23 protein-coding genes and 1 tRNA gene are annotated in these 24104 nt (G+C 71.5%); 12 read left to right on the top strand and 12 right to left on the bottom strand.

Features of this window, described 5'->3' with window-relative positions; translation table 11 throughout:
• The first annotated feature begins 36 nt into the window (after positions 1–36).
• The gene (locus LRM40_RS05980; RefSeq protein ID WP_151123679.1) at positions 37–651 is read left to right on the top strand and encodes a tRNA-uridine aminocarboxypropyltransferase; all 615 of its coding nucleotides are present in this window, start codon (positions 37–39) and stop codon (positions 649–651) included.
• On the opposite strand, the gene LRM40_RS05975 is transcribed toward LRM40_RS05980, so the two are convergent.
• Complete coding sequence (locus tag LRM40_RS05975) at positions 644–1405, bottom strand: SapC family protein (protein ID WP_151123678.1); 762 nt, start codon at positions 1403–1405, stop codon at positions 644–646. The two genes, LRM40_RS05980 and LRM40_RS05975, sit on opposite strands and share 8 nt — an antisense overlap.
• Entirely contained in the window at positions 1392–2702 is a 1311-nt protein-coding gene (locus tag LRM40_RS05970; protein WP_151123677.1) for a hemolysin family protein, read from the bottom strand. The genes LRM40_RS05975 and LRM40_RS05970 overlap by 14 nt, the downstream gene beginning before the upstream one ends.
• 71 nt (positions 2703–2773) lie before the next feature.
• Here LRM40_RS05970 and LRM40_RS05965 point away from each other — a divergent pair, with 71 nt between their 5' ends.
• The 3 genes from LRM40_RS05965 to LRM40_RS05955 all read left to right on the top strand — a co-directional run bounded on the left by LRM40_RS05965 (position 2774) and on the right by LRM40_RS05955 (position 5385).
• Positions 2774–3601, top strand: coding sequence for a symmetrical bis(5'-nucleosyl)-tetraphosphatase (locus tag LRM40_RS05965; RefSeq protein ID WP_151123676.1), 828 nt, complete (start codon positions 2774–2776; stop codon positions 3599–3601).
• Positions 3602–3886: 285 nt separating this feature from the next.
• Entirely contained in the window at positions 3887–5224 is a 1338-nt protein-coding gene (locus LRM40_RS05960) for an MFS transporter (RefSeq protein WP_151123675.1), read from the top strand.
• Between the two features lie 71 nt (positions 5225–5295).
• Positions 5296–5385: transfer RNA gene (locus tag LRM40_RS05955), tRNA-Ser, on the top strand.
• Positions 5386–5414: 29 nt separating this feature from the next.
• Here the strand turns inward: LRM40_RS05955 and LRM40_RS05950 are convergent.
• Complete coding sequence (locus LRM40_RS05950; RefSeq protein WP_151123674.1) at positions 5415–6626, bottom strand: MFS transporter; 1212 nt, start codon at positions 6624–6626, stop codon at positions 5415–5417.
• A gap of 102 nt (positions 6627–6728) precedes the next feature.
• Here LRM40_RS05950 and LRM40_RS05945 point away from each other — a divergent pair, with 102 nt between their 5' ends.
• Entirely contained in the window at positions 6729–7631 is a 903-nt protein-coding gene (locus LRM40_RS05945) for a LysR family transcriptional regulator (protein WP_151123673.1), read from the top strand.
• On the opposite strand, the gene LRM40_RS05940 is transcribed toward LRM40_RS05945, so the two are convergent.
• Entirely contained in the window at positions 7566–9431 is a 1866-nt protein-coding gene (locus LRM40_RS05940; protein WP_170288832.1) for an ATP-binding protein, read from the bottom strand. The genes LRM40_RS05945 and LRM40_RS05940 overlap by 66 nt on opposite strands.
• A 256-nt stretch (positions 9432–9687) precedes the next feature.
• On the bottom strand, positions 9688–9858 hold the full coding sequence (locus LRM40_RS05935; protein ID WP_170288831.1) for a hypothetical protein: 171 nt from the start codon (positions 9856–9858) through the stop codon (positions 9688–9690).
• A 235-nt stretch (positions 9859–10093) separates the two neighbouring features.
• On the opposite strand from LRM40_RS05935, the gene LRM40_RS05930 reads away from it, so the two are divergent.
• Positions 10094–10468, top strand: a complete 375-nt coding sequence (locus LRM40_RS05930) for a hypothetical protein (RefSeq protein ID WP_151123671.1) — start codon at positions 10094–10096, stop codon at positions 10466–10468.
• A gap of 12 nt (positions 10469–10480) precedes the next feature.
• On the opposite strand, the gene hutH is transcribed toward LRM40_RS05930, so the two are convergent.
• Both hutH and hutU read right to left on the bottom strand, forming a co-directional pair.
• Positions 10481–12028, bottom strand: a complete 1548-nt coding sequence (gene hutH / locus LRM40_RS05925; RefSeq protein WP_151123670.1) for a histidine ammonia-lyase — start codon at positions 12026–12028, stop codon at positions 10481–10483.
• Positions 12029–12032: 4 nt separating this feature from the next.
• Positions 12033–13733 (bottom strand): urocanate hydratase, encoded by a 1701-nt coding sequence (gene hutU, locus LRM40_RS05920; RefSeq protein WP_151123669.1) that lies wholly within the window; start codon positions 13731–13733, stop codon positions 12033–12035.
• Positions 13734–13820: 87 nt separating this feature from the next.
• Here hutU and hutC point away from each other — a divergent pair, with 87 nt between their 5' ends.
• The 6 genes from hutC to LRM40_RS05890 are packed head-to-tail and all read left to right on the top strand — an operon-like array spanning position 13821 to position 19006.
• Positions 13821–14540 carry a histidine utilization transcriptional repressor HutC gene (gene hutC / locus LRM40_RS05915; protein WP_151123668.1) on the top strand — a complete coding sequence of 240 codons (720 nt, stop codon included), beginning with the start codon at positions 13821–13823 and terminating at the stop codon, positions 14538–14540.
• Entirely contained in the window at positions 14537–15073 is a 537-nt protein-coding gene (locus tag LRM40_RS05910; protein WP_151123667.1) for a HutD/Ves family protein, read from the top strand. The genes hutC and LRM40_RS05910 overlap by 4 nt, the downstream gene beginning before the upstream one ends.
• Positions 15070–16314 (top strand): imidazolonepropionase, encoded by a 1245-nt coding sequence (hutI, locus tag LRM40_RS05905; protein WP_151123666.1) that lies wholly within the window; start codon positions 15070–15072, stop codon positions 16312–16314. Before LRM40_RS05910 ends, hutI begins: the two co-directional genes overlap by 4 nt.
• Complete coding sequence (hutG, locus tag LRM40_RS05900; RefSeq protein WP_151123665.1) at positions 16311–17156, top strand: N-formylglutamate deformylase; 846 nt, start codon at positions 16311–16313, stop codon at positions 17154–17156. Before hutI ends, hutG begins: the two co-directional genes overlap by 4 nt.
• Positions 17153–18562 (top strand): formimidoylglutamate deiminase, encoded by a 1410-nt coding sequence (hutF, locus tag LRM40_RS05895; RefSeq protein ID WP_231067744.1) that lies wholly within the window; start codon positions 17153–17155, stop codon positions 18560–18562. Before hutG ends, hutF begins: the two co-directional genes overlap by 4 nt.
• Before the next feature lie 33 nt (positions 18563–18595).
• The gene (locus LRM40_RS05890) at positions 18596–19006 is read left to right on the top strand and encodes a DUF805 domain-containing protein (protein WP_151125547.1); all 411 of its coding nucleotides are present in this window, start codon (positions 18596–18598) and stop codon (positions 19004–19006) included.
• Positions 19007–19015: 9 nt separating this feature from the next.
• Here the strand turns inward: LRM40_RS05890 and clsB are convergent, their stop codons facing one another.
• The 5 genes from clsB to LRM40_RS05865 form a co-directional block, all read right to left on the bottom strand.
• Positions 19016–20311, bottom strand: a complete 1296-nt coding sequence (gene clsB / locus LRM40_RS05885; RefSeq protein ID WP_151125546.1) for a cardiolipin synthase ClsB — start codon at positions 20309–20311, stop codon at positions 19016–19018.
• 1 nt (position 20312) lies between these two features.
• Positions 20313–21137 (bottom strand): endonuclease/exonuclease/phosphatase family protein, encoded by an 825-nt coding sequence (locus tag LRM40_RS05880; protein WP_151125545.1) that lies wholly within the window; start codon positions 21135–21137, stop codon positions 20313–20315.
• On the bottom strand, positions 21134–21616 hold the full coding sequence (gene nudB / locus LRM40_RS05875; protein WP_151125544.1) for a dihydroneopterin triphosphate diphosphatase: 483 nt from the start codon (positions 21614–21616) through the stop codon (positions 21134–21136). The genes LRM40_RS05880 and nudB overlap by 4 nt, the downstream gene beginning before the upstream one ends.
• A gap of 34 nt (positions 21617–21650) precedes the next feature.
• Positions 21651–22583, bottom strand: coding sequence for a prenyltransferase (locus LRM40_RS05870; RefSeq protein WP_151125543.1), 933 nt, complete (start codon positions 22581–22583; stop codon positions 21651–21653).
• 137 nt (positions 22584–22720) lie between these two features.
• Positions 22721–23878: a S53 family peptidase gene (locus LRM40_RS05865; protein WP_211373049.1), complete on the bottom strand. Its 1158-nt coding sequence runs from the start codon at positions 23876–23878 to the stop codon at positions 22721–22723.
• Between the last annotated feature and the right edge of the window lie 226 nt (positions 23879–24104).

Below are 24104 nucleotides of genomic sequence, written 5' to 3'. Positions count from 1 at the left end.
CTGGTATCGTGGCGAGCCCTTGCCGCCAGCCCTGCGATGTCCCCTGCGCCCGCTCCGTCCCGCCCGCGTTGCCCGCGCTGCGAGCGGCCTCTGTCAGCCTGTGTGTGCCACTGGACGCGTCCGACCGACAACCAGGTGTTGGTGCTGATCCTGCAGCATCCCCAGGAGAGGCATCACGCCAAGAACAGTGCGGGCCTGTTGGCCCTCAGCCTGGCGCGCTGTCGGCGTGAGGTGGGCGAGGTCTTCGATCCGGTACAGCTGAGCGAGTGGATCGGCCCGCTGCGCAGTGCCGCCCTGCTCTATCCCCGCACCGGGCTCGGCCCCGAGACGGACGCCCGGCCGCCCCAGATCCGCAAGCTGGTGATCATCGACGCCACCTGGCGCAAGAGCCTGCGGATGCTGGCCGGCAACCCGCTTCTGCAGTCCCTGCCGCGCCTGGCCTTGCAGGACACGCCGGCCCCGCGCTACCGCATCCGCCGGGCCCGTCAGCCGCACCAGCTGTCCACGCTGGAGGCCTGCTGCCAGGCCCTGGGCGAACTGGAAGATCGGCCGGCGCACTACGAAGCGCTGCTGGCCGCCTTCGATGGCTTCGTGGCGGAGCAGGCCCGCTGGATGGCCGGCCTGCCGCCCCCTCAGCCGAGCGTCAGTTGAGGGTCTGGCCGGCCGCGGCCTGCAGGGCCAGGCGGCGGTCCAGCAGGCGACGCATGTTGGACAGCGAGATCTGGTGCGCGTGCAGCAGGGCCAGCAGGCCGCTGCGGGTCAGCTCCAGCATCTCGGCGTCGCTCAGCTGGGCCAGACGCTCTTCGTCCAGCGCCAGGAAGCCGTCCACCGCGAAGGGGGTGCCGTCGGGCAGCGTGGCATCGAAACGCTTGGGCTGCAGCAGCTTCAGCTCCATCAGGCGCTGGCCGGCGCGGCGGGTGCGCTCGATCTCCACCTCGATGTTCTCGATGAACTGGCGCAGTTCCTTGAGCATCTCGGTGGGCTCGCCCTTCTCGTCGAAGAAGGGCTGCCCCTCCGTCTCGGACAGGCCGTCGTAGGACTCGTCGAACACCACGACGTAGCGATCGGCGTCCAGGCGGGCCATCGTGAACGGGTAGGCGCGCAGCATGGCCGGCACGTAATACGCATCCCAGCGGCCATCGGGCTGCAGGAACAGGTTCTCGCCCTGGGTGACGCCGAAGACGGCCACGGGGGCCACCTGCGTCTTGCCCTGGTCATCCTGCCCGGCGTTCAGGAACAGGATGGGGTATTCCTTGCAGGCATCGCCGAACTCGGCGCCGGTCAGGAACAGGGCGTTCAGGCCAGCGGCCGCACGCAGATTGCTCAGCTCGCGGCGCAGCTTCAGGTTCTTGTGCTTTTCGCGGTCCAGGCCGACGGGCTTCTTGTGCAGGTCAGGGGTGATCAATCGGGTTCTCCGTGTTCAGCAAAGGGCTGGCAAGCACCTTGTCCACGCGCTTGCCATCGAGGTCCACCACCTCGAAGCGCCAGCCGCCCCACTCCACCGCGTCGGCGGTGTGCGGCAACCGGCCCAGCAGCAGCATGATCATGCCCGCCAGGGTGTTGTAGCGCCCGCGGTCTTCCTCGGGCAATTCCTTCAGTTCCAGCCGGTCCTTGAGTTCGTGGACCGGGATCAGGCCGTCCACCAGCCAGCTGCCATCCTCGCGCTGGACCATCCAGGCATCATCGTCCGTGGGCGCGCCGAACTCGCCGGTGATGGCTTCCAGCACATCGCGCACGGTGATCACGCCCTGCACGGCGCCGTATTCGTCCACCACGAACACCAGCTCGGCACGGGTGCCGCGAAAGTGCTCCAACAGCTCCATGCCGGACAGGGTTTCGGGCACGAACACCGGCGGCTGGATGTAGTCGTCCAGGGATTCGATGTGCCCGCGGGACATGGGGGCCAGCAGATCGTGCGCGGCCACCACCCCCACCACATCGTCCAGGCTGCCCCGGCACACCGGGTAGCGGGAATGCTGCTCCTCGGCCACGGTGTGCAGCACCTGCTCGATCGAAGCGTTCAGGTCCAGCCAGCGGATCTCGGCACGCGGGATCATCATCGAGCCCACCTGGCGGTCGTCCAGGCGGAACACGTTGCGCACCATCTGGTGCTCCTGGGCCTCGATCACGCCCGCATCCAGGCCCTCTTCCAAGCTGGCGGCAATTTCTTCTTCCGTGACGCTGCGGGTCAGATCGCTGCGGATGCCCAGCAGGCGCAGCACGGCCTCGGTGCAGGCGGCCAGCACGGCCACCAGGGGGCTGGCCACCATGGACAGCCACTTCATCGGGCCGGCGACCACGCGGGCCACCGTCTCGGGGTACATCTGGCCCAGGCGCTTGGGCACTAGCTCGCCAAAGATGATGCTCAGGATGGTGATCACCACCACCACCAGCGCGGTGGCCGTGATGTCGGCCGTGCGGCCCGCCAGGGGCGAGACCGATTGCAGCCATTGCGACAAGCCTGCCGAGAAGGCCGACTCGCCCACGATGCCGTTGAGCACGCCGATCGAGGTGATGCCGATCTGCACCGTCGACAGGAAGTGGGTGGGGTGGTCCTGCAGCTCCATGGCCACGGCCGCGCCCTTCTCCCCCGCCTCCACCATGACCTGCAGCCGGGCCTTGCGGCTGGCGGCCAGGGCCATCTCGGACATGGCGAACACGCCGTTGAGGAGGATCAGGAAGGCAAGTAACGCAAAGTCCATGGGAGGCGGCGGAGCAAGTTCCACGCCGCGGAGCTGAAAGCAATGGGGCAGGAGCGTAGCAGAATCGTGTGATGCACTACCTCATCGGCGACCTGCAAGGCTGCTGCGACGCCTTCGAACGGCTGCTGGCCGAACTGGACTTTTCCCCCTCGCGCGATCACCTCCACCTGCTGGGCGATCTGGTCAACCGCGGCCCCGATTCCCTGGGCGTGCTGCGCCGCCTGCGCGACCTGGAGGGCAGCGCCACCTGCCTGCTGGGCAACCACGACCTGCACCTGCTGGCGGTGGCCGCCGGTGTGAAGCGCCCCAACCGCAAGGACACGCTGGACGCCATCCTGGCCGACGAGGACCGCGAAGGCTGGCTGGCCTGGCTGCGCCAGCGCAAGCTGGCCGACCTGGACCAGGGTTGGTTGATGGTGCACGCCGGCGTGCTGCCCCAATGGGACACCGCCAAGACCCTGGCCCTGGCCGCCGAGGTCGAAGACCTGCTGCGCGGCCCCGAGCTGCCGGCCTTCCTGCAGCAGATGTACGGCAACCACCCGGCCCGTTGGCAGGACGATCTGCAGGGCCTGGACCGCCTGCGCGCCATCGTCAACGTGCTCACCCGCATCCGCTTCTGTGCCGCCGATGGCACGCTGGACCTGGAGACCAAGGACAGCGCCGAGGCCGCGCCGCCCGGCATGCGCCCCTGGTTCGAACACCCGCACCGGGCCACCGTCAGCCAGCCCATCGCCTTCGGCCACTGGTCCACCCTGGGGCTGATCAACCGCCCCACCCTGCTGGCCATCGACACCGGCTGCATCTGGGGCGGCGCCCTCACCGCCGTGCGGGTGGATGGCGGGCGGCGCGACGTGGTGCAGGTGCGTTGCGCCCAGGCCCAGGCCCCCGGCAAGGGCTGACACCGGGCCCGGGAGTTGGCGCCCCCCAGAGACCCTGCTGACGCCTGTCAATGGAACGATCAGTAGAATCCCCGTAACGCACAAGTTACCCTTGCTGCTTTTCCAGGCCAGGTCCATCGGCTCATGCACCGGCCTGGCACCGCCGGCTGGCGGAATGCCCCCCACACCGACATTCCGCCCTGCTTGGCGGACGGCCTGACACCCCCGAGGCCGACCACGCCCCTGACGCTGCCCGCAGGCGCCACGCGCACGCCTGCGCCGCCGCGCATTGCTTGAAAGGTTTCCATGTCCGCCCCCGCCGCCGCTGTCCAGCCGCGCAATTCCGCCCGCCAGGTCGCCATCGCCTCCCTGGTCGGCACCGCCATCGAGTTCTACGACTACTACATCTACGCCGCCGCCGCGGTGCTGGTGTTCAACACCCAGTTCTTCCCCAAGGGCGACGCCTCCATCGCCACGCTGCTGTCGCTGTCCACGCTGGCCCTGGCCTTCGTGGCCCGGCCGGTGGGCTCGGCCCTGTTCGGCCACTTCGGCGACCGCATCGGCCGCAAGCGCACCCTGGTGGCTTCGCTGCTGACCATGGGCCTGTCCACCGTGGCCATCGGCATGCTGCCGTCCTATGAACAGATCGGGGTCTGGGCCCCCATCCTGCTGTGCGTGTTCCGCATCGGCCAGGGCATCGGCCTGGGCGGCGAGTGGGGTGGCGCCGCGCTGGTGGCCACCGAGAACGCGCCGGAAGGCCGCCGCGGCTGGTTCGGCACCTTCCCGCAGCTGGGCGCGCCCATCGGCCTGTTCCTGGCCAACGGCGGCTTCTTCCTGGTCAGCTATTTCCTGGGCGCCGAGACCATGGTGGCCTGGGGCTGGCGCATCCCCTTCCTGCTGTCCTTCGTGATGGTGCTGGTGGGCCTGTACGTGCGCCTGAACCTGCAGGAAAGCCATGTCTTCGAGCAGGCCGAAAAGGCGGGCCGCAAGCTGCACGCCCCGGTGGCCGCCGTGCTGCGCCAGCACGGCCGCGCCATCCTGCTGGGCACGCTGATCATGACCACCACCTACGTGCTCTTCTACCTGATGACGGCCTTCGTGCAGGTGTACTCGAAGAGTCCCGTGGGCGTCTCGCCCGCCGGCCACCCCACCGGCCTGGGCATCCCGGCCAACACCTTCACCGGCATCCTGCTGATCGGCGCCATCGTCTTCGGCATCTTCACCAGCCTGTCGGGCGTGCTGGCCGACACCCTGGGCCGTCGCCTGTGGCTCATCCTGGTCACGTTGGGCATCATGGCCTTCGGCCTGGCCATGCCGGCGCTGCTGACCCACGGCACCCCGATGACCGTGCTGGTGTTCATCATCATCGGCCTGTCGCTCATGGGCTGCACCTTCGGCCCCATGGCCGCGCTGCTGCCGGAGATGTTCCCGACCGAGGTGCGTTACTCCGGGGCCTCGCTGGCCTACAACTTCGCCTCCATCGTCGGCGCCTCCATCCCCACCCTGGTGGCCCTGGACCTGAACAAGAACTTCGGCCTGTGGGGCGTGGGCCTGTACCTGGCCGCCAACGGCCTGCTGACCCTGGGGGCCCTGCTGGCCACCCGCGAGACGCGGCTGCTGGACCTCACCCTGGTCAAGGCCTGACCCAGCCGCACGGCGAGCCGCCCTGGGAAGGGCGGCTCGCAGTTCCTGCGCCATAATCGGCGCCGTCTTCAGGAAGCGTGGCCGAGCGGTTTAAGGCACTGGTCTTGAAAACCAGCGATGGGGGAACCCATCCGTGAGTTCGAATCTCACCGCTTCCGCCACACACCACAGCGCCTGATCGCCGATCTCCTCAGCGCGGCGCAACCGCACAAGTCGAGTTTTCCCGCCGCCCGACCGGCGCCGGCAGACGCCGGTCCAGCCACCCGCTCCAGGCCGTCAGGCCCACGGCCCCCGACACCACCACCGCGCCGATCCAGGGCGTGTGCATCAGCCCCCAGCCGGCCACGATGTGACCGCCCAGCCAGGCGCCGCCGGCAATGCCCAGATTGAAGGCGGCGATGTTCAGACCCGAGGCCACGTCCACGGCCTGCGGCGCAAAGCGCTGGGCCTGCTGCACCACATAGACCTGCAGGCCCGGCACGTTGCCGAAGGCCACGGCACCCCAGGCCAGCACGGTCAGCAGCACCGCCACCGGGTGCGGCGCGGTGAACTGCAGCACGAGCAGCACCAGCGCCAGCAGCGCGAAGATGAGGACCAGCGCCGCCACCGGGCCGCGCCGGTCGGCCAGCCAGCCACCCCACAGATTGCCCGCGGCCACCGAGACGCCATAGACCAACATCACCGCGCTGACCGCATTCGCCGAGTAGCCGCTGACCTGCTGCAGGATGGGCGCGAGAAAGGTGAAGGCGACGAAGGAGCCGCCGTAACCCACCGCCGTCATCGCATAGACCAGCAGCAGGCGCGGCTGCCCCAGCACCGCCAGCTGCTGGCGCAGTGTGGCGGGCGCGCTGTGGTGCACGTCACGCGGCACGAACAGCAGGCTGCCGAGGCAGGCCAGCACGCCCAGCGCCGACACGGCCAGGAAGGTCTCGCGCCAACCGAAGTGCTGGCCGATGAAGGTGCCCAGCGGCACGCCGGTGACCAGGGCCACGGTCAGGCCGGTGAACATGATGGCGATCGCGCTGGCGGCCTTGTCCTTGGGCACCACGCTGGTGGCGATGATGGAGCCGATGGAGAAGAACACCCCATGGGCCAGGCCGGTGAGCACCCGCGCCAGCACCAGGGTGCCGTAGCCCGGCGCCTGCCAGGCCGCCAGGTTGCCCAGCGTGAACAGCGCCATCAGGCCCAGCAGCAGGGCCTTGCGCGGCACGCGGCCAGTCAGCGCGGTGAGCACCGGCGCGCCCACGGCCACGCCCAGGGCGTAGAGGCTGACCAGCAGCCCGGCCGAGGGCAGGCTGACCTGCAGGTCGGCGGCGATGGTGGGGATCAGCCCGACGATGACGAACTCGGTGGTTCCGATGGCGAAGGCGCTGAGCGTCAGCGCCAGCAAGGCTATGGGCATGGCGGCATCCTGTGGATGGAAATGGAATGCGCGCAGTCTGCCGGCGGGATACTTGCCGAAAAACCCGTGTGGCGACGAAACTCTCTTGCGGCGGAATCAAGAATGAAGACCACCCTCGATGAACTCCAGGCCTTTGCCGCGGTGGTGGATGGCGGCTCCATCACCGCCGCGGCCGAGCGGCTGGGCCAGACCGTCTCCGGCATCAGCCGCAGCCTGGGCCGGCTGGAGCAGAAGCTGGCCACCACCCTGCTGCGCCGGACCACCCGCCGCCTGGAACTGACCGAGGAAGGTGAGGTCTTCCTGGCCCGGGCGCGCCAGATCCTGGCCGCCGTGGACGAGGCTGAGGAGCAGATGGCCGCCCGGCGCGAGCAGCCGGCCGGCCGGCTGCGGGTGGATGCGGCCACGCCCTTCATGCTGCATGTGATCGCCCCGCTGGTGGACAGCTACCGGGCCGCACACCCGCAGGTCACGCTGGAGCTGCACAGCAATGAGGGCATCACCGACCTGATCGAACACCGCACCGATGTGGCCTTTCGCATCGGCACGCTGCGCGATTCCACCCTGCACGCCCGGCCCCTGGGCAGCAGCCGCATCCGGGTGCTGGCCAGCCCGGCTTACCTGGCCCGCTGCGGCACACCTCGGCGGCTGCAGGACCTGGCCGGCCACACCCTGCTGGGCTTCACCCAGCCGGAAGCGCTCAACGACTGGCCGCTGCGCACGCCCGAGGGCACACCGCTGCGTATCGCGCCGGCCATTGCCTCGTCCAGCGGCGAGACGCTGCGTCAGCTGGCCCTGGCGGGCGCGGGCATCGTCTGCCTGTCCGATTTCATGACCCTGGAGGACCGCCGCAGCGACCGGCTGGTGCCGCTGTTCGTGCGGCAGAGCCTGGACATCCGCCAGGCCATCCACGCGGTCTACTACCGCAACACCGCCCTGTCCTCACGCATCACCAGCTTCCTGGACCACGTGGTCCAGCGCCTGGATCCGCGGGCCTTCGAGGCTTGAGCGAGGCAGTTGCGTGCGCCGGGCGGCCCCGGTCCAGCGCAGCAGCACGGTGCACAGCGCCTCCGGCTCGAAGGGCTTGGCCACGAAGTCGTTCATGCCCGCATCCAGGCAGCGCTGTCGGTCCTCGGCCATCACGCTGGCACTCATGGCGATGATGGGCAGGCGGGCGGCGCCATGCAGCCGCCGCAGTGCGCGCGTGGCCTGCACGCCGTCCAGGCCGGGCATCTGCAGGTCCATCAGCACGGCGTCGTAGCGCCCGGCCTCGCCCATGGCCACCGCCTGGCGGCCGTCTTCGGCCACATCCACCTGGGCGCCCAGCGCCCGCAGCAATTCGGCGGCCACCAACTGGTTGACCGGATGGTCCTCGGCCAGCAGCACCCGCAGACCATCCAGCCGGGGTGCGGGCGGCGTGTCGGGGCGCAGCGGCCCACCGGCCTCCGGTGCCATGGCCACCGGCAGCCGCACGGTGAACCAGAAGGTCGAGCCCTGCCCGGGCTGGCTGTCCACCCCGATCTCGCCGCCCATCAAGCGCACCAGCTGGCGCGAGATGGCCAGGCCCAGGCCGGTGCCACCATGTCGGCGGGTGGAGGAGTTGTCGAGCTGTTCGAATTCCTGGAACAGGCGGGACTGGTCTTCCAGCGCGATGCCCACCCCCGAGTCCCGCACCGCAAAGTGCAGCCGCACGCTGTCGGGCAGACGATCCAGCACCTGCACCTCCAGGGCCACCTCGCCCTGGTCGGTGAACTTCACCGCGTTGTGGCCCAGGTTGATGAGCACCTGGCCCAGGCGCAGCGGGTCACCGATCAGCCAGGTCGGCACCGCCGGGTCCAGGCGGCTGCTCAGCCGCAGCTGCTTGCGCTGGGCCGCCTCGCCGATCAGGGCCTGCACGCGGCTGAGCACCATGTCCAGCGCAAAGGGCTCGGTGGCCAGCGTCATGCGGCCGGCGTCGGCCTTGCTGAGGTCCAGGATGTCATTGACGATGGCCAGCAGGTGGCTGCCGGCCTGGTGCAGCTGCCCCACGTGGGCCCGCTGACGGCCGTCCAGCGGCGTCTGCAGCAGCAGGTGGCTGAGGCCCTGGATGGCATTGAGCGGCGTGCGGATCTCATGACTCATGTTGGCCAGGAAGGCCGCCTTGGCCTGGGCCGCGCCTTCCGCGGCCTGCTTGGCCTGGGCCAGTGCCTCGTTGGTGGCCATGAGTTCGCGGGTGCGTTCCAGCACCCGGGCTTCCAGGTGCTCGTTGCTGCGCTGCAGGGCCTGGGTCAGGGCCGTCACCTGGGCAATCTGCTTGTCGAAGCTGGTGGCCGTGGCGGTGCCGATCACCGCGCCCATCACCCCGATGACGCCGTACAGCACCGCATAGACCCCCGGGACCGCCGGCTCCACCTCGACGCCGCGCATCTTCAGTCCCCACACCAGGCCCAGGCCCAACAGGCCGGCCAGTGCGGTGACGAAGGCCTCGCGACGGCCCAGCATCCAACCGGCCAGGATGGTGGCCAGCGGCAGCAGGGCCCAGGCGGCGTTGCGCACGCCCGCCACCTGGTAGGCCGCCAGCGGAATGATGATCACCAGCGACAGCGGGAACACCCCGGCGGCCCAGCGCGAGCGGCCCAGCCGCAGCAGGGTCAGCATGCCCACGCCCGCCAGCAGGCTCAGCACCGCGCCCAGCCGGACCTGGTGCAGGAAGAACAGCTGCAGTCCCTCCAGCACCGACGAGGCCGTGATGAGCAGCCAGGCCAGACGACGAATGAGCGCTTCACCACCGCGCAGGGTCAGGGCGTCCGTCGGCAAAGGCTGGGTCATGGTGGGGGTACGGCAAGACGCGCAGCAATTGCCGCGCGAGCCACAGTTTCGGTCGTGCAAGCCACGTGGTGTGCAAAAACGCCTGTATTTGCGTGTGATCGGAAGCTGATCGTCACTTTTTGACATCAATGAAGCAGCTTTACCTGGCGCACATCCTCGGGGGCTCGCCCCTGCCCCGTGGCGCCGCCCCAAGCGGGCCTTGCCCGACCCCGGCCTGACCGCCCGGCGGCCGATCGCCGTTCCCTGCCCGTGGGCCTCAGGCGCCGTCCGCCCCGAACACCGCCGCCAGCAGGCGGCGGCCCTCCGGATGCCGGGGCAGCCAGCCGGCATGCACCGGGTCGCGCAGCACCATGGCCAGCATGCCGCAGCGCTCGTCCAGGGCGCGGCGCAGCAGCGCCGGCTCGCGCTGCTGCAGCCGGGCCAGCACGAAGGACAGCGCCGTCCAGACAAAGGGCAGTGTGTCGCGCCCTTCGGTCAGCCGCCAGGCCGTCCTGCACCACGGCCGGGGTGTTCAGTTGGCCCCAGCCCACCGCGGCGGTCAGGGCCTCGGCCAGGGCGACTGCCGCCGGCGTGCAGTCGGGGTGCTCTCGCAGCAAGGCCCGCAGCAGGACGATGGCCCGGGCCATCGCCTCGGGTGTGCGCTGCTGCACCACCTGGCGGACATGCAGGTAGGTGTCCAGCACGCCTGGCGCCGCCTGGGCCGGGTCACCGTCTCCGTGCAGACCGATGCGCTGGACGAAGGCGGCAGCCAGTCGGTGCCCAGCGGCAGCACGCTCGGCCGCTGGACCGCCAAGGTGGACACCCTGGGCTGGACCCCGGTCAAGCAGTTCTTCGCCAGCGCCAGCAAGCCCTGGCTGCAGGCCGGGCGCCGCGACGGGGTGGTGGCCGAATCGGCCGCACCGGCGCTGCAGAACCCGGTGTGGGTGACCGCCGCCCGCGGCCCCCTCTTCGCCACCACCGCCTACCAGGGGGCCTGGCAGACGGGCGGCGACGGCGCCGCCCCCGGCTTCATCGTGGACGGCATCGACGGCCGGTGAGGCTCCCCGGCCTCAGGCCGGGGTCCACAGCGCGGGCAGGTCCGGCAGCGCCCGGAAGATGCCCGACAGCGCGCCTTCGCGCACCAGCGCGCTGGCGCGCTCGATGTCCGGCGCCAGGTAGTGGTCGGTCAGCATCGGCGCGCAGTGACGGCGCAGCAGGGCATGCGCCTCTTCCAGCGCCGACGAACTGGCCAGCGGGCGCAGGAACTCGATGCCCTGGGCCGCGGCCAGCCACTCCACGCCCAGGATGTGCGCCACGTTGGCGATCATGGGCTGCAGGCGGCGCGCCGCGAAGGTGGCCATCGAGACATGGTCCTCCTGGTTGGCGCTGGTGGGCAGACTGTCCACGCTGGCCGGGTGGGCCAGGGACTTGTTCTCGCTGGCCAGGGCGGCGGCCGTCACGTGGGCGATCATGAAGCCGCTGTTCAGGCCGGCGTTGCTGGTCAGGAAGGGCGGCAGGCGCGAGACGCTGGCGTCGATCAGCATGGCGATGCGGCGCTCGGCGATCGCCCCCACCTCGGCGATGGCCACCGCCATCGCATCGGCCGCCAGGGCCACCGGCTCGGCGTGGAAGTTCCCCCCGGAAATCATCGCCCCGTCTTCGGGGAAGACCAGCGGGTTGTCGGTCACCGCGTTGGCTTCGCGCACCAGCACCAGGGCCGCATGGCGCAGCTGATCCAGGCAGGCGCCCACCACCTGGGGCTGGCAGCGCAGGCAGTACGGGTCCTGCACCCGGTCGTCGCCTTCGGTGTGGGACTGGCGGATCGCGCTGCCGGCCAGCAGGCTGCGGTAGTACTGGGCCACGTCGATCTGGCCGGGCTGGCCGCGCAGCGCGTGGATGCGCGGGTCGAAGGGGCCGTCGCTGCCGCGGGCGGCGTCCACCGTCAGCGCGCCGATCACCAGGGCCGATTCCAGCACCGGCTCGAAGCTGAAGAAGCCGTGCAGGGCCAGCGCGGTGGAGGTCTGGGTGCCGTTGATCAGCGCCAGGCCTTCCTTGGCCTCCAGCACCAGCGGGGCGATGCCGGCCTCGACCAGCACGGCCGCCGCCGGGCGGCGCTGGCCATCGACCAGGAACTCGCCCTCGCCCAGCAGGGCCAGCGTCATGTGCGACAGCGGCGCCAGGTCGCCCGAGGCGCCCACCGAGCCCTGGCTGGGCACCAGCGGCACCAGGCCGGCGTTGAGCACGGCCAGCAGGGTGTCGATGACCACCTCGCGCACGCCGGAATGGGCGCGCGCCAGGCTGGCGGCCTTGGTGGCCAGCATCAGCCGCACCACGGCCGGGGCCAGCGGCTCGCCCACGCCCACCGAGTGCGAGCGGATCAGGTTGAGCTGCAGCGTGGCCAGATCGGCCGCGCTGATGCGCTGGTTGGCCAGCTTGCCGAAGCCGGTGTTCACGCCGTAGACCGGCGCATCGCCCGCCGCAGCGGCCTGCACCACCGCCGCACTGGCGCGGATGGCCGGGCGGGCCGCTTCGTCCAGCACCAGGCGGGTGCCGCCGGCATGCACCGCCAGCAGTTGGTCCAGCGTCAGCGCGCCGGGGGTCAGGGTCAGCTCGGTCATGGTCTCAGTCCTTGTTCAGCATCGGCAGGTTCAGGCCCTGCTCGCGGGCGCAGCGCTGGGCGATGTCGTAGCCCGCGTCGGCATGGCGCATCACGCCGGTGGCCGGGTCGTTCCACAGCACGCGCGCCAGGCGCTGGGCCGCCGCGTCCGTGCCATCGGCCACGATGACCACGCCGCTGTGCTGGGAGAAGCCCATGCCCACGCCACCGCCGTGGTGCAGGCTGACCCAGGTGGCGCCGCCCGCAGTGTTGAGCAGGGCGTTGAGCAGCGGCCAGTCGGACACGGCGTCCGAGCCGTCCTGCATGGCCTCCGTCTCGCGGTTGGGGCTGGCCACCGAGCCGCAGTCCAGGTGGTCGCGGCCGATCACGATCGGGCCCTTCAGTTCGCCGTTCTTCACCATCTCGTTGAAGGCCAGGCCAGCGAGGTGGCGCTGGCCCAGGCCCAGCCAGCAGATGCGCGCGGGCAGGCCCTGGAAGGCGATGCGCTCGGCGGCCATGTCCAGCCAGCGGTGCACCCGGGTCTCCTCGGGGAAGAGTTCCTTGATCTTGGCGTCGGTCTTGCGAATGTCCTCCGGGTCGCCCGACAGGGCCACCCAGCGGAAGGGGCCGCGGCCTTCGCAGAACTGCGGCCGCACATAGGCGGGCACGAAGCCGGGGAAGTCGAAGGCGTTCTTCACGCCCTGGTCGAAGGCCACCTGGCGGATGTTGTTGCCGTAGTCCACGGTCGGGACGCCCAGGGCCTGGAAGTCCAGCATGGCCTGCACATGCACCGCGCAGCCGCGGGCCGCGGCGGCCTTCAGGTCGGCGTGCTGGGCCGGGTCGGCCGCGGCGGCCTTCCACTGCTCCACCGTCCAGCCGGCCGGCAGGTAACCGTTGATCAGGTCGTGGGCCGAGGTCTGGTCGGTCACGATGTCCGGCCGCGGCGCGCTGCCTTCCTTCACCCGGCGCACCAGCGCCGGCAGGATCTCGGCGGCATTGCCCAGCAGGGCGATCGAGATGGCCTTCTTCTCGGCGGTGTAGCGGGCGATGCGGGCCAGCGCGTCGTCCAGGTCGGCGGCCTGCTCGTCCACGTAGCGGGTCTTCAGGCGGAAGTCGATGCGCGACTGCTGGCACTCGATGTTCAGCGAGCAGGCGCCGGCAAAGGTGGCAGCCAGCGGCTGGGCGCCACCCATGCCGCCCAGGCCGGCGGTCAGCACCCAGCGCCCTTCCAGCGAGCCGCCGTAGTGTTGTCGGCCGGCCTCGGCAAAGGTTTCATAAGTGCCCTGCACGATGCCCTGGGTGCCGATGTAGATCCAGCTGCCGGCCGTCATCTGGCCGTACATCATCAGGCCCAGGCGGTCGAGTTCGTTGAAGTGCTCCCAGGTGGCCCAGTGCGGCACCAGGTTGGAGTTGGCGATCAGCACCCGCGGCGCGTCGGCATGGGTGCGGAACACGCCCACCGGCTTGCCGCTCTGCACCAGCAGGGTCTCGTCCTCGCCCAGGGTGCGCAGGCTGGCCAGGATCTGCTCGAAGCAGTCCCAGTTGCGCGCGGCCTTGCCGATGCCGCCATAGACCACCAGCGCGTCGGGGTTTTCCGCCACGGCCGGGTCCAGGTTGTTCTGGATCATCCGGTAGGCGGCCTCGATCAGCCAGTTCTTGCAGTGCAGCGTGGCGCCGGTGGGGGCCTTCACCGGGCGGGGCCCGGCAGGGGTGTGGACAGTGGACATGGCGGTCTCCAGACAGGGTGGCCAGACATCGAATGGGGCGGATGCTACTTGTCTAGACAAGCTCATGCAAGTAGCATCTGCCCCACCATGGTCACGCACACCTCCGCCGCCCTGGCGCCCTACGCCCGGGTCAAGCAGCACCTGAAGGACCGGCTCGCCGCCGGCGACTGGGCCCCGGGCGCGCAGATGCCCTCCGAAGCCGAGCTGGTCGCCCAGTTCGGCGTCAGCCGCATGACGGTCAACCGCGCGCTCAAGGAGCTGCAGGCCGAGGGCTTCGTCGACCGGGTGCAGGGTGTGGGCACCTTCGCCGCAGCGCTCAACAAGGTCTCGGCCACGCTGACCCTGCACGATGTGCACGAGGAGATCGCCGCCCGCGGCCACCGCCACGACAGCGAGGTGGTGCTGCAGCAGGCCGAGCCTGCCAGCGCCGCACTGGCCGCCCAGCTGGGCGTGGCCGAGGGCGCCACCGTCTTCCACACCCTGATCGTGCACCGCGACAACGGCCTGGCCCTGCAGTGCGAGGACCGCTATGTGAACCCCGCCGCCGCGCCGGACTACCTGGCACAGGACTTCACCCGCCGCACACCCACCCAGTACCTGTTCGAGGCCACCGCGCTGTGGCGTGCCCAGTACGCCATCGAGGCCGCCCGCCCCACCGCGCAGGAGGCCCGGCTGCTGGGCATCGCCGAGGACGAGCCCTGCCTGGTGGTGGTGCGCCGCACCTTCAGCCGCGAGCACGCCATCACCCTGGGCCGGCTGGTCTACCCGGGCCGGCGCTACCAGCTCGCCGGGGAGTTCACCCCATGAGCCTGCACACCATCCGCTGGGCCGAGGTGCCCGAGCAGCCCTGGCGCAACGGCGGCGGCCGCACCCGCGAGCTGCTGGCCTGGCCCGCGCCCGGCGGCTGGCGGCTGCGGGTCAGCGTGGCCGACATCGAACGCGATGGCCCCTTCTCGCCTTTTCCCGGCGTGCACCGCAGCTTCCAGGTGCTCAGCGGCGCGGGCGTGCGGCTTGGGGGCATGGACCTCACGCCGGACAGCCTCCCCCACGCCTTCGACGGCGCCCTGGCCCCGGACTGCACACTGCTGGCCGGCCCCACCCGCGACCTGAACCTGATGGTGGCCGGCGGCCGGGGCCGGCTGTGGCCCGCCGCACAGCCCTGGCAGGCCGGCACCGGCTGGCGCGGCCTTTACACCGCCGAGGCCACCACGCTGCAGACCGGCGCCCAGGCCCTGGCCCTGCCCCCGCACACCCTGGCCTGGAGCGAGGACACGCCCGGCGCCTGGCAGATCGACCCGCCGGCCCGCGCCTGGTGGCTCACCCTGGAGGACATGCCATGAACACCCCCGCGGTGCGCCGCCCCAACCGCGCCCTCTGGCGCGGCGCCCACCTGGCCACCCTGCGCCCCGACCGCCCCTGGGGCTGGATCCCCGACGGCGCCATCGTCACCGAAGGCGAGCGCATCGCCTGGGTGGGCCCGGCCGCCGCGCTGCCGGCCGGCCTGGCGGTGGACGCCGAGCACGACTGGGGCGGCGGCGTCGTCACCCCCGGCCTGATCGACTGCCACACCCACCTGGTCTATGGCGGCAACCGGGCACGCGAATTCGAGCTGCGCCTGCAGGGTGCCAGCTACGAGGAGATTGCCCGCGCCGGCGGCGGCATCCGCTCGACCGTGCAAGCCACCCGCGACGCCAGCGATGCGGCCCTGCTGGACGCCACGCTGGGCCGTGCCCGGGTGCTGCTGCGCGAAGGCGTGACCACGGTGGAGATCAAGTCCGGCTACGGCCTGAGCCAGGCCGACGAGGCCCGCTGCCTGCGGGTGGCGCGGGCCGTGGGCGAGCGGCTGCCGATGACGGTGCGCACCACCGCCCTGGGTGCCCACGCCCTGCCGCCGGAGTTCGCCGGTCGGGCCGACGACTACATCGAGGCCCTGTGCGACTGGCTGCCCGGCTGGCAGGCCGAGGGCCTGGTGGACGCGGTGGACGGCTTCTGCGAGCACATCGCCTTCAGCCCCGCGCAGATCGACCGCCTGTTCAGCCGCGCCCGCGCCCTGGGCCTGCCGGTCAAGCTGCATGCCGAGCAGCTGAGCAACAGCGGCGGCACCGCCCTGGCCTGCCGCCACCAGGGCCTGAGCTGCGACCATCTGGAGCACCTGGACGACGCCGGCGTGCAGGCCCTGGCCGCGGCCGGCACGGTGGCCGTGCTGCTGCCGGGGGCCTACTACTTCCTGCGCGACACCCACCTGCCGCCGGTGGCCGCGCTGCGCGCCGCGGGCGTGCCCATCGCCCTGGCCACCGACCACAACCCCGGCACCTCGCCCACCCTGTCGCCGCTCCTGATGATGAACATGGCCTGCACCCTGTTCCGCCTGACGCCGGAAGAAGCCCTGGCCGGCTTCACCCGCCATGCGGCGCGGGCCCTGGGCCTGCATGAGCGTCTGGGCCAGCTCACCCCCGGCCGCCAGGCCGACTGGGCCCACTGGGCGGTGGACCACCCCCACGAACTGGCCTACCGTTTCGGCCACAGCCCGGTCTGCCGCGTCGTGCGGGCCGGCCAGCCTGTCCAGGAGGTTCTTGCATGAACGCCACCGACCTCGTCATCGACCGCGCCCCCGACCTCGAGACGGACACCTTCACCCTCTGGCGCGGCACCGGCCCGCTGCTGGTGAGCGTGCCGCACGCCGGCACCGCCATCCCGGACGCTCTGCGAGCGGCCTTCGTGCCGCGCGCCCTGGCCACCGAGGACGCCGACTGGCACCTGGAGAAGCTCTACGCCTTCGTGTGCGCGCGCGGCGCCAGCCTGGTCGTGCCCCGTTTCGCGCGCTACGTCATCGACCTGAACCGGCCGCCCGACAACGCACCGATGTACCCCGGCGCCAACAACACCGAGCTCTGCCCCACCCGCTTCTTCAGCGGCGAGCCGCTGTACCGCGAGGGCCAGGCGCCGGACGCGGCCGAGGTGCAGCGCCGCCGCGCCCGCTACTGGCAGCCCTACCACGACGCCCTGGAGGCGGAGCTGGCCCGCCTGCAGGCCGCCCACGGCCACGCGGTGCTGTTCGACGGCCACAGCATCCGCTCCGAACTGCCCTGGCTCTTCGAAGGCAAGCTGCCCGACCTGAACCTGGGCACCGTGGGTGGCGCCAGCTGCGACCCGCTGCTGCGCCAGCGCCTGGCCGAGGTGCTGGCCGGCCAGGACGCCTACACCCAGGTGGTGGACGGCCGCTTCAAGGGCGGCCACATCACCCGCCACCACGGCCAGCCCGCCCAGGGCCGGCATGCCATCCAGCTGGAGATGTGCTGGTCCTGCTACATGACCGAGGCCCCGCCCTGGGCCTGGGACGCCGCCCACGCCGCGCAGGTGCAGCCCCTGCTGGGCCGGCTGGTGGAGACGATGCTGGCCTGGCGACCGGGGACCGCGGCATGAACGCGACAACGCAGAGCCCCACCCGACCCCTGTGGGCCCCCTGGGCCTGGCTGCCCGAAGGCTGGCAGGCCGATGTGCTGCTGAGCGTGGATGCCCAGGGCCGCTGGGCCGCGGTGCAGGCCGGCCAGCCCTGCCCGTCCGGCGCGCAGCGGCTGGCGGCCCCGGTGCTGCCCGGCCTGGTGGACGCGCACAGCCACGCCTTCCAGCGCGCCTTTGCCGGCCTGGCCGAGCAGCGCACCCGCGCCGAGGATGACTTCTGGAGCTGGCGCGACCGCATGTACCGGGTGGCCGGCCGCGTGGGCCCGGCCGAGCTGCGCACCATCGCCCGCCAGCTCTACGGCGAGCTGCTGCGCGGCGGCTACACCCAGGTCTGCGAGTTCCATTACCTGCAGCACCAGCCCGACGGCACGCCCTACGACGACCCGCTGGCCCTGTCGCGCGCGCTGATCGACGCGGCGGCCGACACCGGCATCGGCCTGACCCTGCTGCCGGTGATCTACGAGCGCGCCGGCTTCAGCCAGCCCGAGCTGCGGCCCGACCAGGCCCGCTTCCGGCTGGATGCCGACGGCGCCTGGGCGATCTGCCAGGCGGTCAATGCCCAGGGCCATGCGCGGCTGAACGCCGGCATGGCGGTGCATTCGCTGCGCGCGGCCCGGCCCGAGAGCCTGCAGCGCCTGGCCACGCTGGCCGCCGGCCAGGCCGTGCCGCTGCACATCCACGTGGCCGAGCAGCCCGCCGAGGTGCGCGACTGCCTGGCCGCCACCGGCCAGCGGCCGATGCAGTGGCTGGCCGCCCAGGGCCTGCTGGATGCCCGCTGGCAGCTGGTGCACGCCACCCACAGCACGCCCGAGGAGATTGCCGCGGTGGCGGCCAGCGGCGCGGGCGTGGTGCTGTGCCCCGGCACCGAGGCCAACCTGGGCGACGGCCTGGCCGATCTGCCCGGCTGGCTGGCCGCGGGCGTGCCGCTGGCCATCGGTTCGGACAGCCAGGTCACCCGCGACTGGCGCGAGGAGCTGCGCTGGCTGGAGTACGGCCAGCGCCTGCAGCGCCTGCAGCGCAATGTGGCGGCCGATCCGACCGGCGGCGAGCCCTCGGGCGGCACGCGGCTGTGGCGCAGCGCGCTGCGTGGCGGGCAGGCGGCCGCGGGCTTCGCCCGCTGGGGCCTGCAGGCCGGCGCGCGGGCCGATCTGCTGGTGGCCGACGCGGCCGCGCCCGAGTGCGCCGGCCTGCCGATGGACCGCTGGCTGGACGCACTGGTGATGACCGGCCCGGGCACGCCCTGGGCGGCGGTGATGGTGGCCGGCGACTGGGTGCTGCAAGGCGCAATGTTGCGCGCAGACCACTGCGGGGGCACCGAGAACCCGGCATTGGCTTACACCCGGCTGATGTCCGCGCTGTGGCATTGAGGCGGCCCCCAGGGTGCATGGAATACTGCGCCCATGTCGCCGCCCGCGCTGTTCTCTCCCCCGCCCCAGCCCGCCGAGGGGGGCAATCCCTTTGCCGATCCTCTGCCGCCGTTCTGGCTGTACTTCAGCTTTCAAGGGCGCATTTCGCGCGCCACCTTCTGGCGCCACGGCGTGCTGTGGCTGCTGCTGATGACGCTGCTGTTCAACGGCCTGCTGGGCATCGTCGGCCTGACGGCCGAAGAGGCCGACGGGCTGACCAACCTGCTGCTGCTGTGGCCGGCCCTGGCCATCTCGGTCAAGCGCTGGCATGACCGCAACCGCTCGGCCTGGTGGGTGCTGGTCAACCTGATCCCGCTGGTGGGCTGGCTGTGGGTGCTGATCGAGAACGGCATGCTGCGCGGCACCCCGGGCGACAACGACTACGGCCCGCCGCCGACGGTCTGACCCGCAGACTCAGTAGCGTTCGTTCCAGCCCGCCAGGCGCAGGTACCAGTGCGCCATCCACGCCACCAGGCCGCGGCCCAGCATGGCGGCCCAGCCCCGGCGCAGCGGCGCCACCGTGATGTGCAGCGACTGGGTGAGCGCCAGCTCGAACTCGCGTGAGGCGGCGGCCGTCAGCGCCTCGTCGCGCACCACCAGATTGGCCTCCAGATTGAGCAGCAGGGACAGCGGGTCCACGTTGGAACTGCCCACGGTGATCCAGTCCTCGTCGGCCATCGCCATCTTGGCGTGCAGGAAAGCGGGCATGTATTCGTAGATCTCGATGCCCTCGACCAGCAGTTCGTCGTACAGCACCCGCGCGGCCAGACCGGCGATGCGGTAGTCCAGCTTGCCCTGCAGCAGCAGGCGCACGCGCACACCCCGGCGCGCCGCCTTGATCAGCGCGCGGCGGAACGAGTGGCCCGGATAGAAATAGGGCGTGACCAGGTCGACCCGGCGCTCGGCCAGGCGGATGGCGTCGATCAGGCTGCGCTCGATGGCCCGGCGCTGGCGCATGTTGTCGCGCACGACGAAGGCCACCTGCACCGGGGCCTCGTCGCCCGGCGGCAAGGCGGGGTGCGGCGGCAGGATGCGCAACTGCCGCAGGTACTGGCGGGCCGAGCGCACCGGCCGCGCGCTGCGCACCAGGTTCAGCACTTCCTGGCGCCAGTCCTGGCCGAAGGCGGCGCGGGTCCAGATGGCCCGCACCGTCTGCTCCACGGGCATGGCGGCCGGGCCATGCACCTCGGCCGCGAAGTCCAGGCGCGGCCGCTCGCTGCGGCCGTGGTGGATGTCGTTGCGGTCGTCGATCAGGTTGATGCCGCCGACAAAGGCGCGCTGGCCGTCCACCACGCAGAGCTTCTGGTGCAGGCGGCGCATCTGCCCCGGTTGCAGCCAGTTCCACCAGCGCTCCAGCGGGCGAAAGACCGTGAAATGCACGCCGGCCGGCTCCAGCCAGCGCTGCAGCGTGGGCAGGCTTCGGTGGGAGCCGAAGCCGTCCACCACCACCCGCACCCGCACGCCGCGGCGCGCCGCGGCAGCCAGGGCCAGGGCCACGGCCTCGGCCGCGCTGTCGTCGTAGAAGATGTAGGTGGCCAGCCAGACTTCGTGCAGGGCATGGCCGATGGCCTCGATCAGGCGCGGGAAGAGCTCATCGCCGCCGCGCAGCAGGCGCACCTCGTTGTGGCCGAAGAAGACCGGCCGGGAGAAGACGTACCAGGCGCCGGGATGGACCGGCGTGTCATCGTCTGACGCGTCGGTGGGCGACATCTCAACTCAGCTCGAGCTCGACCAGCAGGGGCAGGTGGTCGGACATGCGGGCCCAGGCGGGCCCGCGCGGCACGCTGCTGCGCACGCAGCGGAAGCCCCGGGTGTAGACCCGGTCCAGCGCAAAGATGGGCACCCGCGAGGGGAAGGTCAGGCGGCTGGACAGGCGGCCATCGGGCGAGCGGGCCCGCAGCAGGCCCAGGCCGGCCATCGGCGTGTCCAGGCGCTCGCCCCAATCGTTGAAATCGCCCGCCACCAGCAGGGGCTCGCCGGCCGGCACATGGGAGGCGATGAAGTCGTGCAGGCGCTGCACCTGCCGCACCCGGCTGGCGTGGATCAGGCCCAGGTGGGCCACCACGGTGTGCACCACCCCGCCCTGCCAGCTCACCGGCACGTAGAGCAGGCCGCGCTGCTCGAAGCGGTGGTCGGAGACGTCATGGTGGCGGATCTCGCCCAGGGGCCAGCGCGAGAGCAGCGCATTGCCGTGTTCGCCATCGCGGGTGACCGCATTGGTACGGTAGGCGGCCTCGTAGCCCTCGGGCGCCAGGAACTCGGCCTGCCCTTCTTCCGGCCAGCCGAACCAGGTGCGGTCGAAGTGGCGGGCTTCGCGCTGGTTGAACAACCGCACCTCCTGCAGGAACACCAGGTCGGCGTCCAGGGCCTTCACGCCCATGCCCAGGTTGTGGATCTCCAGCCGCTTGCCCGGCCCCACCCCGCGCACCCCCTTGTGGATGTTGTAGGTGGCCACCCGCAGGCGCGGGGTGTCGCTGCGCTGCGCGGGCAGCAGGGCATTGAGCTGACCAGGATGGACCGGTGCGACGGGTGTCATGGGATGGAGGCCGCAAAACGCGGCAGCAGCAGGATCGCCTCGGCATTGGAGGGCGAGAAGCAGGCATCGGCGGCGGCCTGCCAGGGCAGCCAGCGGTACTGCAGGTGTTCGCGCGGCGCCAGCGTGACCGGCGTGCCCGCGGGCACGCACAGGCCGAAGACATGCTCGGTGTTGTGCGTCACGCCGGGCGGGTAGCGGTGGCGCCAGCGCGGATAGATCTCGTAGACGTTGGACAGCGACCAGTCGCGCAGGGCTGTGTCCGGCACGGCGTCGGTGCCGATGCGGATGCCGGTCTCCTCCAGCACCTCGCGGCGGCAGGTCTCGCGCAGGGCTTCGTCCAGGGTGTCCTTGGAGCCGGTGACGCTCTGCCAGTAGCCGGGCGCGTCGGCACGTTCCATCAGCAGCACGTTCAGGTCGGCGGTGTGGATGACCACCAGCACCGATTCGGGGATCTTGGGCGGCTTGGGGCTGTCGCTCATGCCAGCATCGTAGCGCGGCGGCAAAGTCCCGGCCTCAGCGCAGGCGGGCGATCGCCAGGAAGGCGGCCGTCAGCAGCCCCCCATGCAGCACCGCCGCGGCGATCGACAAAGCCATGACCGGCCGCAGGCGCTGGGGCTGGCGGGCACGGCGCAGCAGCAGCCCGGCGGCGGCCAGCGACAGCGGCGCCGAGCCCAGCCCCCACCAGGCGGTGGACGGCAGCCACTGCCAGGCCCACCAGAGCGCCACCCAGGCGTGGGCGAGCAGCACCAGGGCGGTGTAGCCCCAGGCCGCCGGCACGGGGCCCCAGCGCACCACCAGGGTTCGCTTGCCGACCTGGGCATCGGCCACCGCGTCCGGGAATTCGGCGGCCCAGAGGATGGCCGTCACCAGCAAGGCGATGCTGACGCCGGACAGCGCGGCGATGGCGCTGAAGCCGTGGCGCTGCACATAGTCCGCCCCGACGACGATGCCCCACCAGGCCAGGCCCACCGACAGCTCGCCCAGCCCGCGCGACATCAGCGCCACCCGGGGGCTGGAGTAGGCCCAGCCCAGCAGCAGGCCGCACAGGCCCACCAGCAAGAGGCCGGGACCGGCGCGGGCGGCCAGCGCCAGGCCGCCGCCCACCACCACGATGCCCAGCATGCGGGCCGCGTCGCGCACCTGCCGGGCGGTGAACACGCCGTCCTGGATCACGCGGGAGCCGCCACTGAAGGGAAAGAGCCGGCCGGTGTTGACGGCATCCGAGCCCCCCACCGCGTCACCGTAGTCGTTGTAGAGGTTGATGGCGGCGTGGGCCAGCGTGGCCAGCAGCAGCGTGGCCACGGCCGCGGGAGCGTCCCAGCCGCAACCACAGGCCTGGGCCTGGGCGATGCCCAGGGCGGCCGCCACCACGGTCACCACGATGAAACCCGGCCGGCTGGCCAGCAGCCAGCGCCTCGGCCGGGCACGGATCGATGTCTCCCTCATGCCGACAAGGATGGCGGCCCCTGCCGCCCTGCGGCTTGAGATCGGTCAAGCGTCCGGGGTGAGGGCGCAAAATGAAAAAGCCCCGCCGAGGCGGGGCCTGTGGGCCGGTGCGGGGCACCGGTCGGCAGGGTCGCGTGTCAGAACGCCGTGGCGCCGTTGGGGGTGCCCAGGCCGGTCGGGCCGTCGTAGCCCGCGGTCGCGGTGCACAGATAGCTGGGGCTGCAGCTGCCGTTGCTGCCGGAGGTCACGTCGTACAGCGAGTTGGTGTGGCTGTAGGGGTCGGCGCCGTAGGTCACCGGGCCGCCGTTGACGCCGTAGATGCCGGCGATGATGGGCGCGGCCACGCTGGTGCCGCCGTAGACCTGCCAGGCGGACTTGGTGCCGATCTTCTTGGGGCCGTACACGGCCACGCCGGTGGCCGGGTCGGCCACGGCCGACACATCGGCCACGGTGCGCATGGCGCAGCCGCTGTCGGTCTGCCAGCTGAGCTTGGCGTACACCGTGCTGCAGCCGCTGCCCGCGCCGCTCCAGGCGGTCTCGGTCCAGCCACGGCTGTTGGAGGCCGTCTTCAGCGAGGTGCCACCCACCGCGGTCACATGCGGCGAGGACGCCGGGAACTGCACGCCGTAGCCGCTGTCGCCGGAGCTCACCACCATGGCCACGTTCAGGTGGTTGTAGAGGGACGCATAGCTGGTGCTGCCCGACTCGCTGCCGCCGTAGCTGTTGCTCACCGCACGCACGCCGCTGAGCTGTGCGGCGGTGTTGGCCGCCGTGGCCAGGTTGCTCATGCTGCTGGAAGACGCCTCCACCAGCACGATGCTGCAGGACGGGCACATGGCGCTGACCATGTCCAGATCCAGCGCGGCCTCCTGGTTCCAGCCCTTGTTGCCCGACGGGTACTTGGTGCCGCCATTCTGGTCGACCTGCTTGAAGCAGCCGTTGGCCTTGGTGCAGGCCGGCAGGCCGAACTGCGAGCGGTAGACGGCCAGATCGGATTCGGCGTTGGCGTAGTGGTAGGCATCCACCACGGCAATGACGGTGCCCGCGCTGCCGCTGCCCGTCACGTTGTAGGCCGAGCGCAGGCTGGCCGGGCTCAGGCCGCTGGGCGTGGCCGTGGCCAGATCGTTGCCATTGCGGTCCAGCACCACATGCGAATGGCAGCGCGCATGGTCCACGGCCACGTCATGCCCGCAGACTTCGCGGGTCAACACCTTCTTGAGGATCGACCCGGCGGTCAGATCCTGGGCACTTGCGCTGGCACCTGCCAGCTGAAGGGCCGCCACGGCCAGTGCCATGCCCCAATGACGGAGCTTGATTCCTCGCATATCCCTGACTCCTTTGCAGTGTCACAACATCCACCCCCTCGGGTCGGCGCTCCTCGTGGGACGCGCACCCGGTCAAGGGGCACTTTCGGTCGCAGGGCTGCGGCGGCCCGGAAGCAGCGCAAGCCCGGCGACGGATGCTGCGCCGTCGGCCGGCGCCCAACCTGTCCGCAATCTGTCCCTCCCCGTCCGGCGGGCC

Source organism: Ideonella dechloratans (genome assembly GCF_021049305.1).
Lineage (GTDB): Bacteria > Pseudomonadota > Gammaproteobacteria > Burkholderiales > Burkholderiaceae_C > Ideonella > Ideonella dechloratans.
The sequence above is the reverse complement of the archived record's forward strand: the minus strand, read 5'-3'. Positions and strand labels throughout refer to the sequence as shown.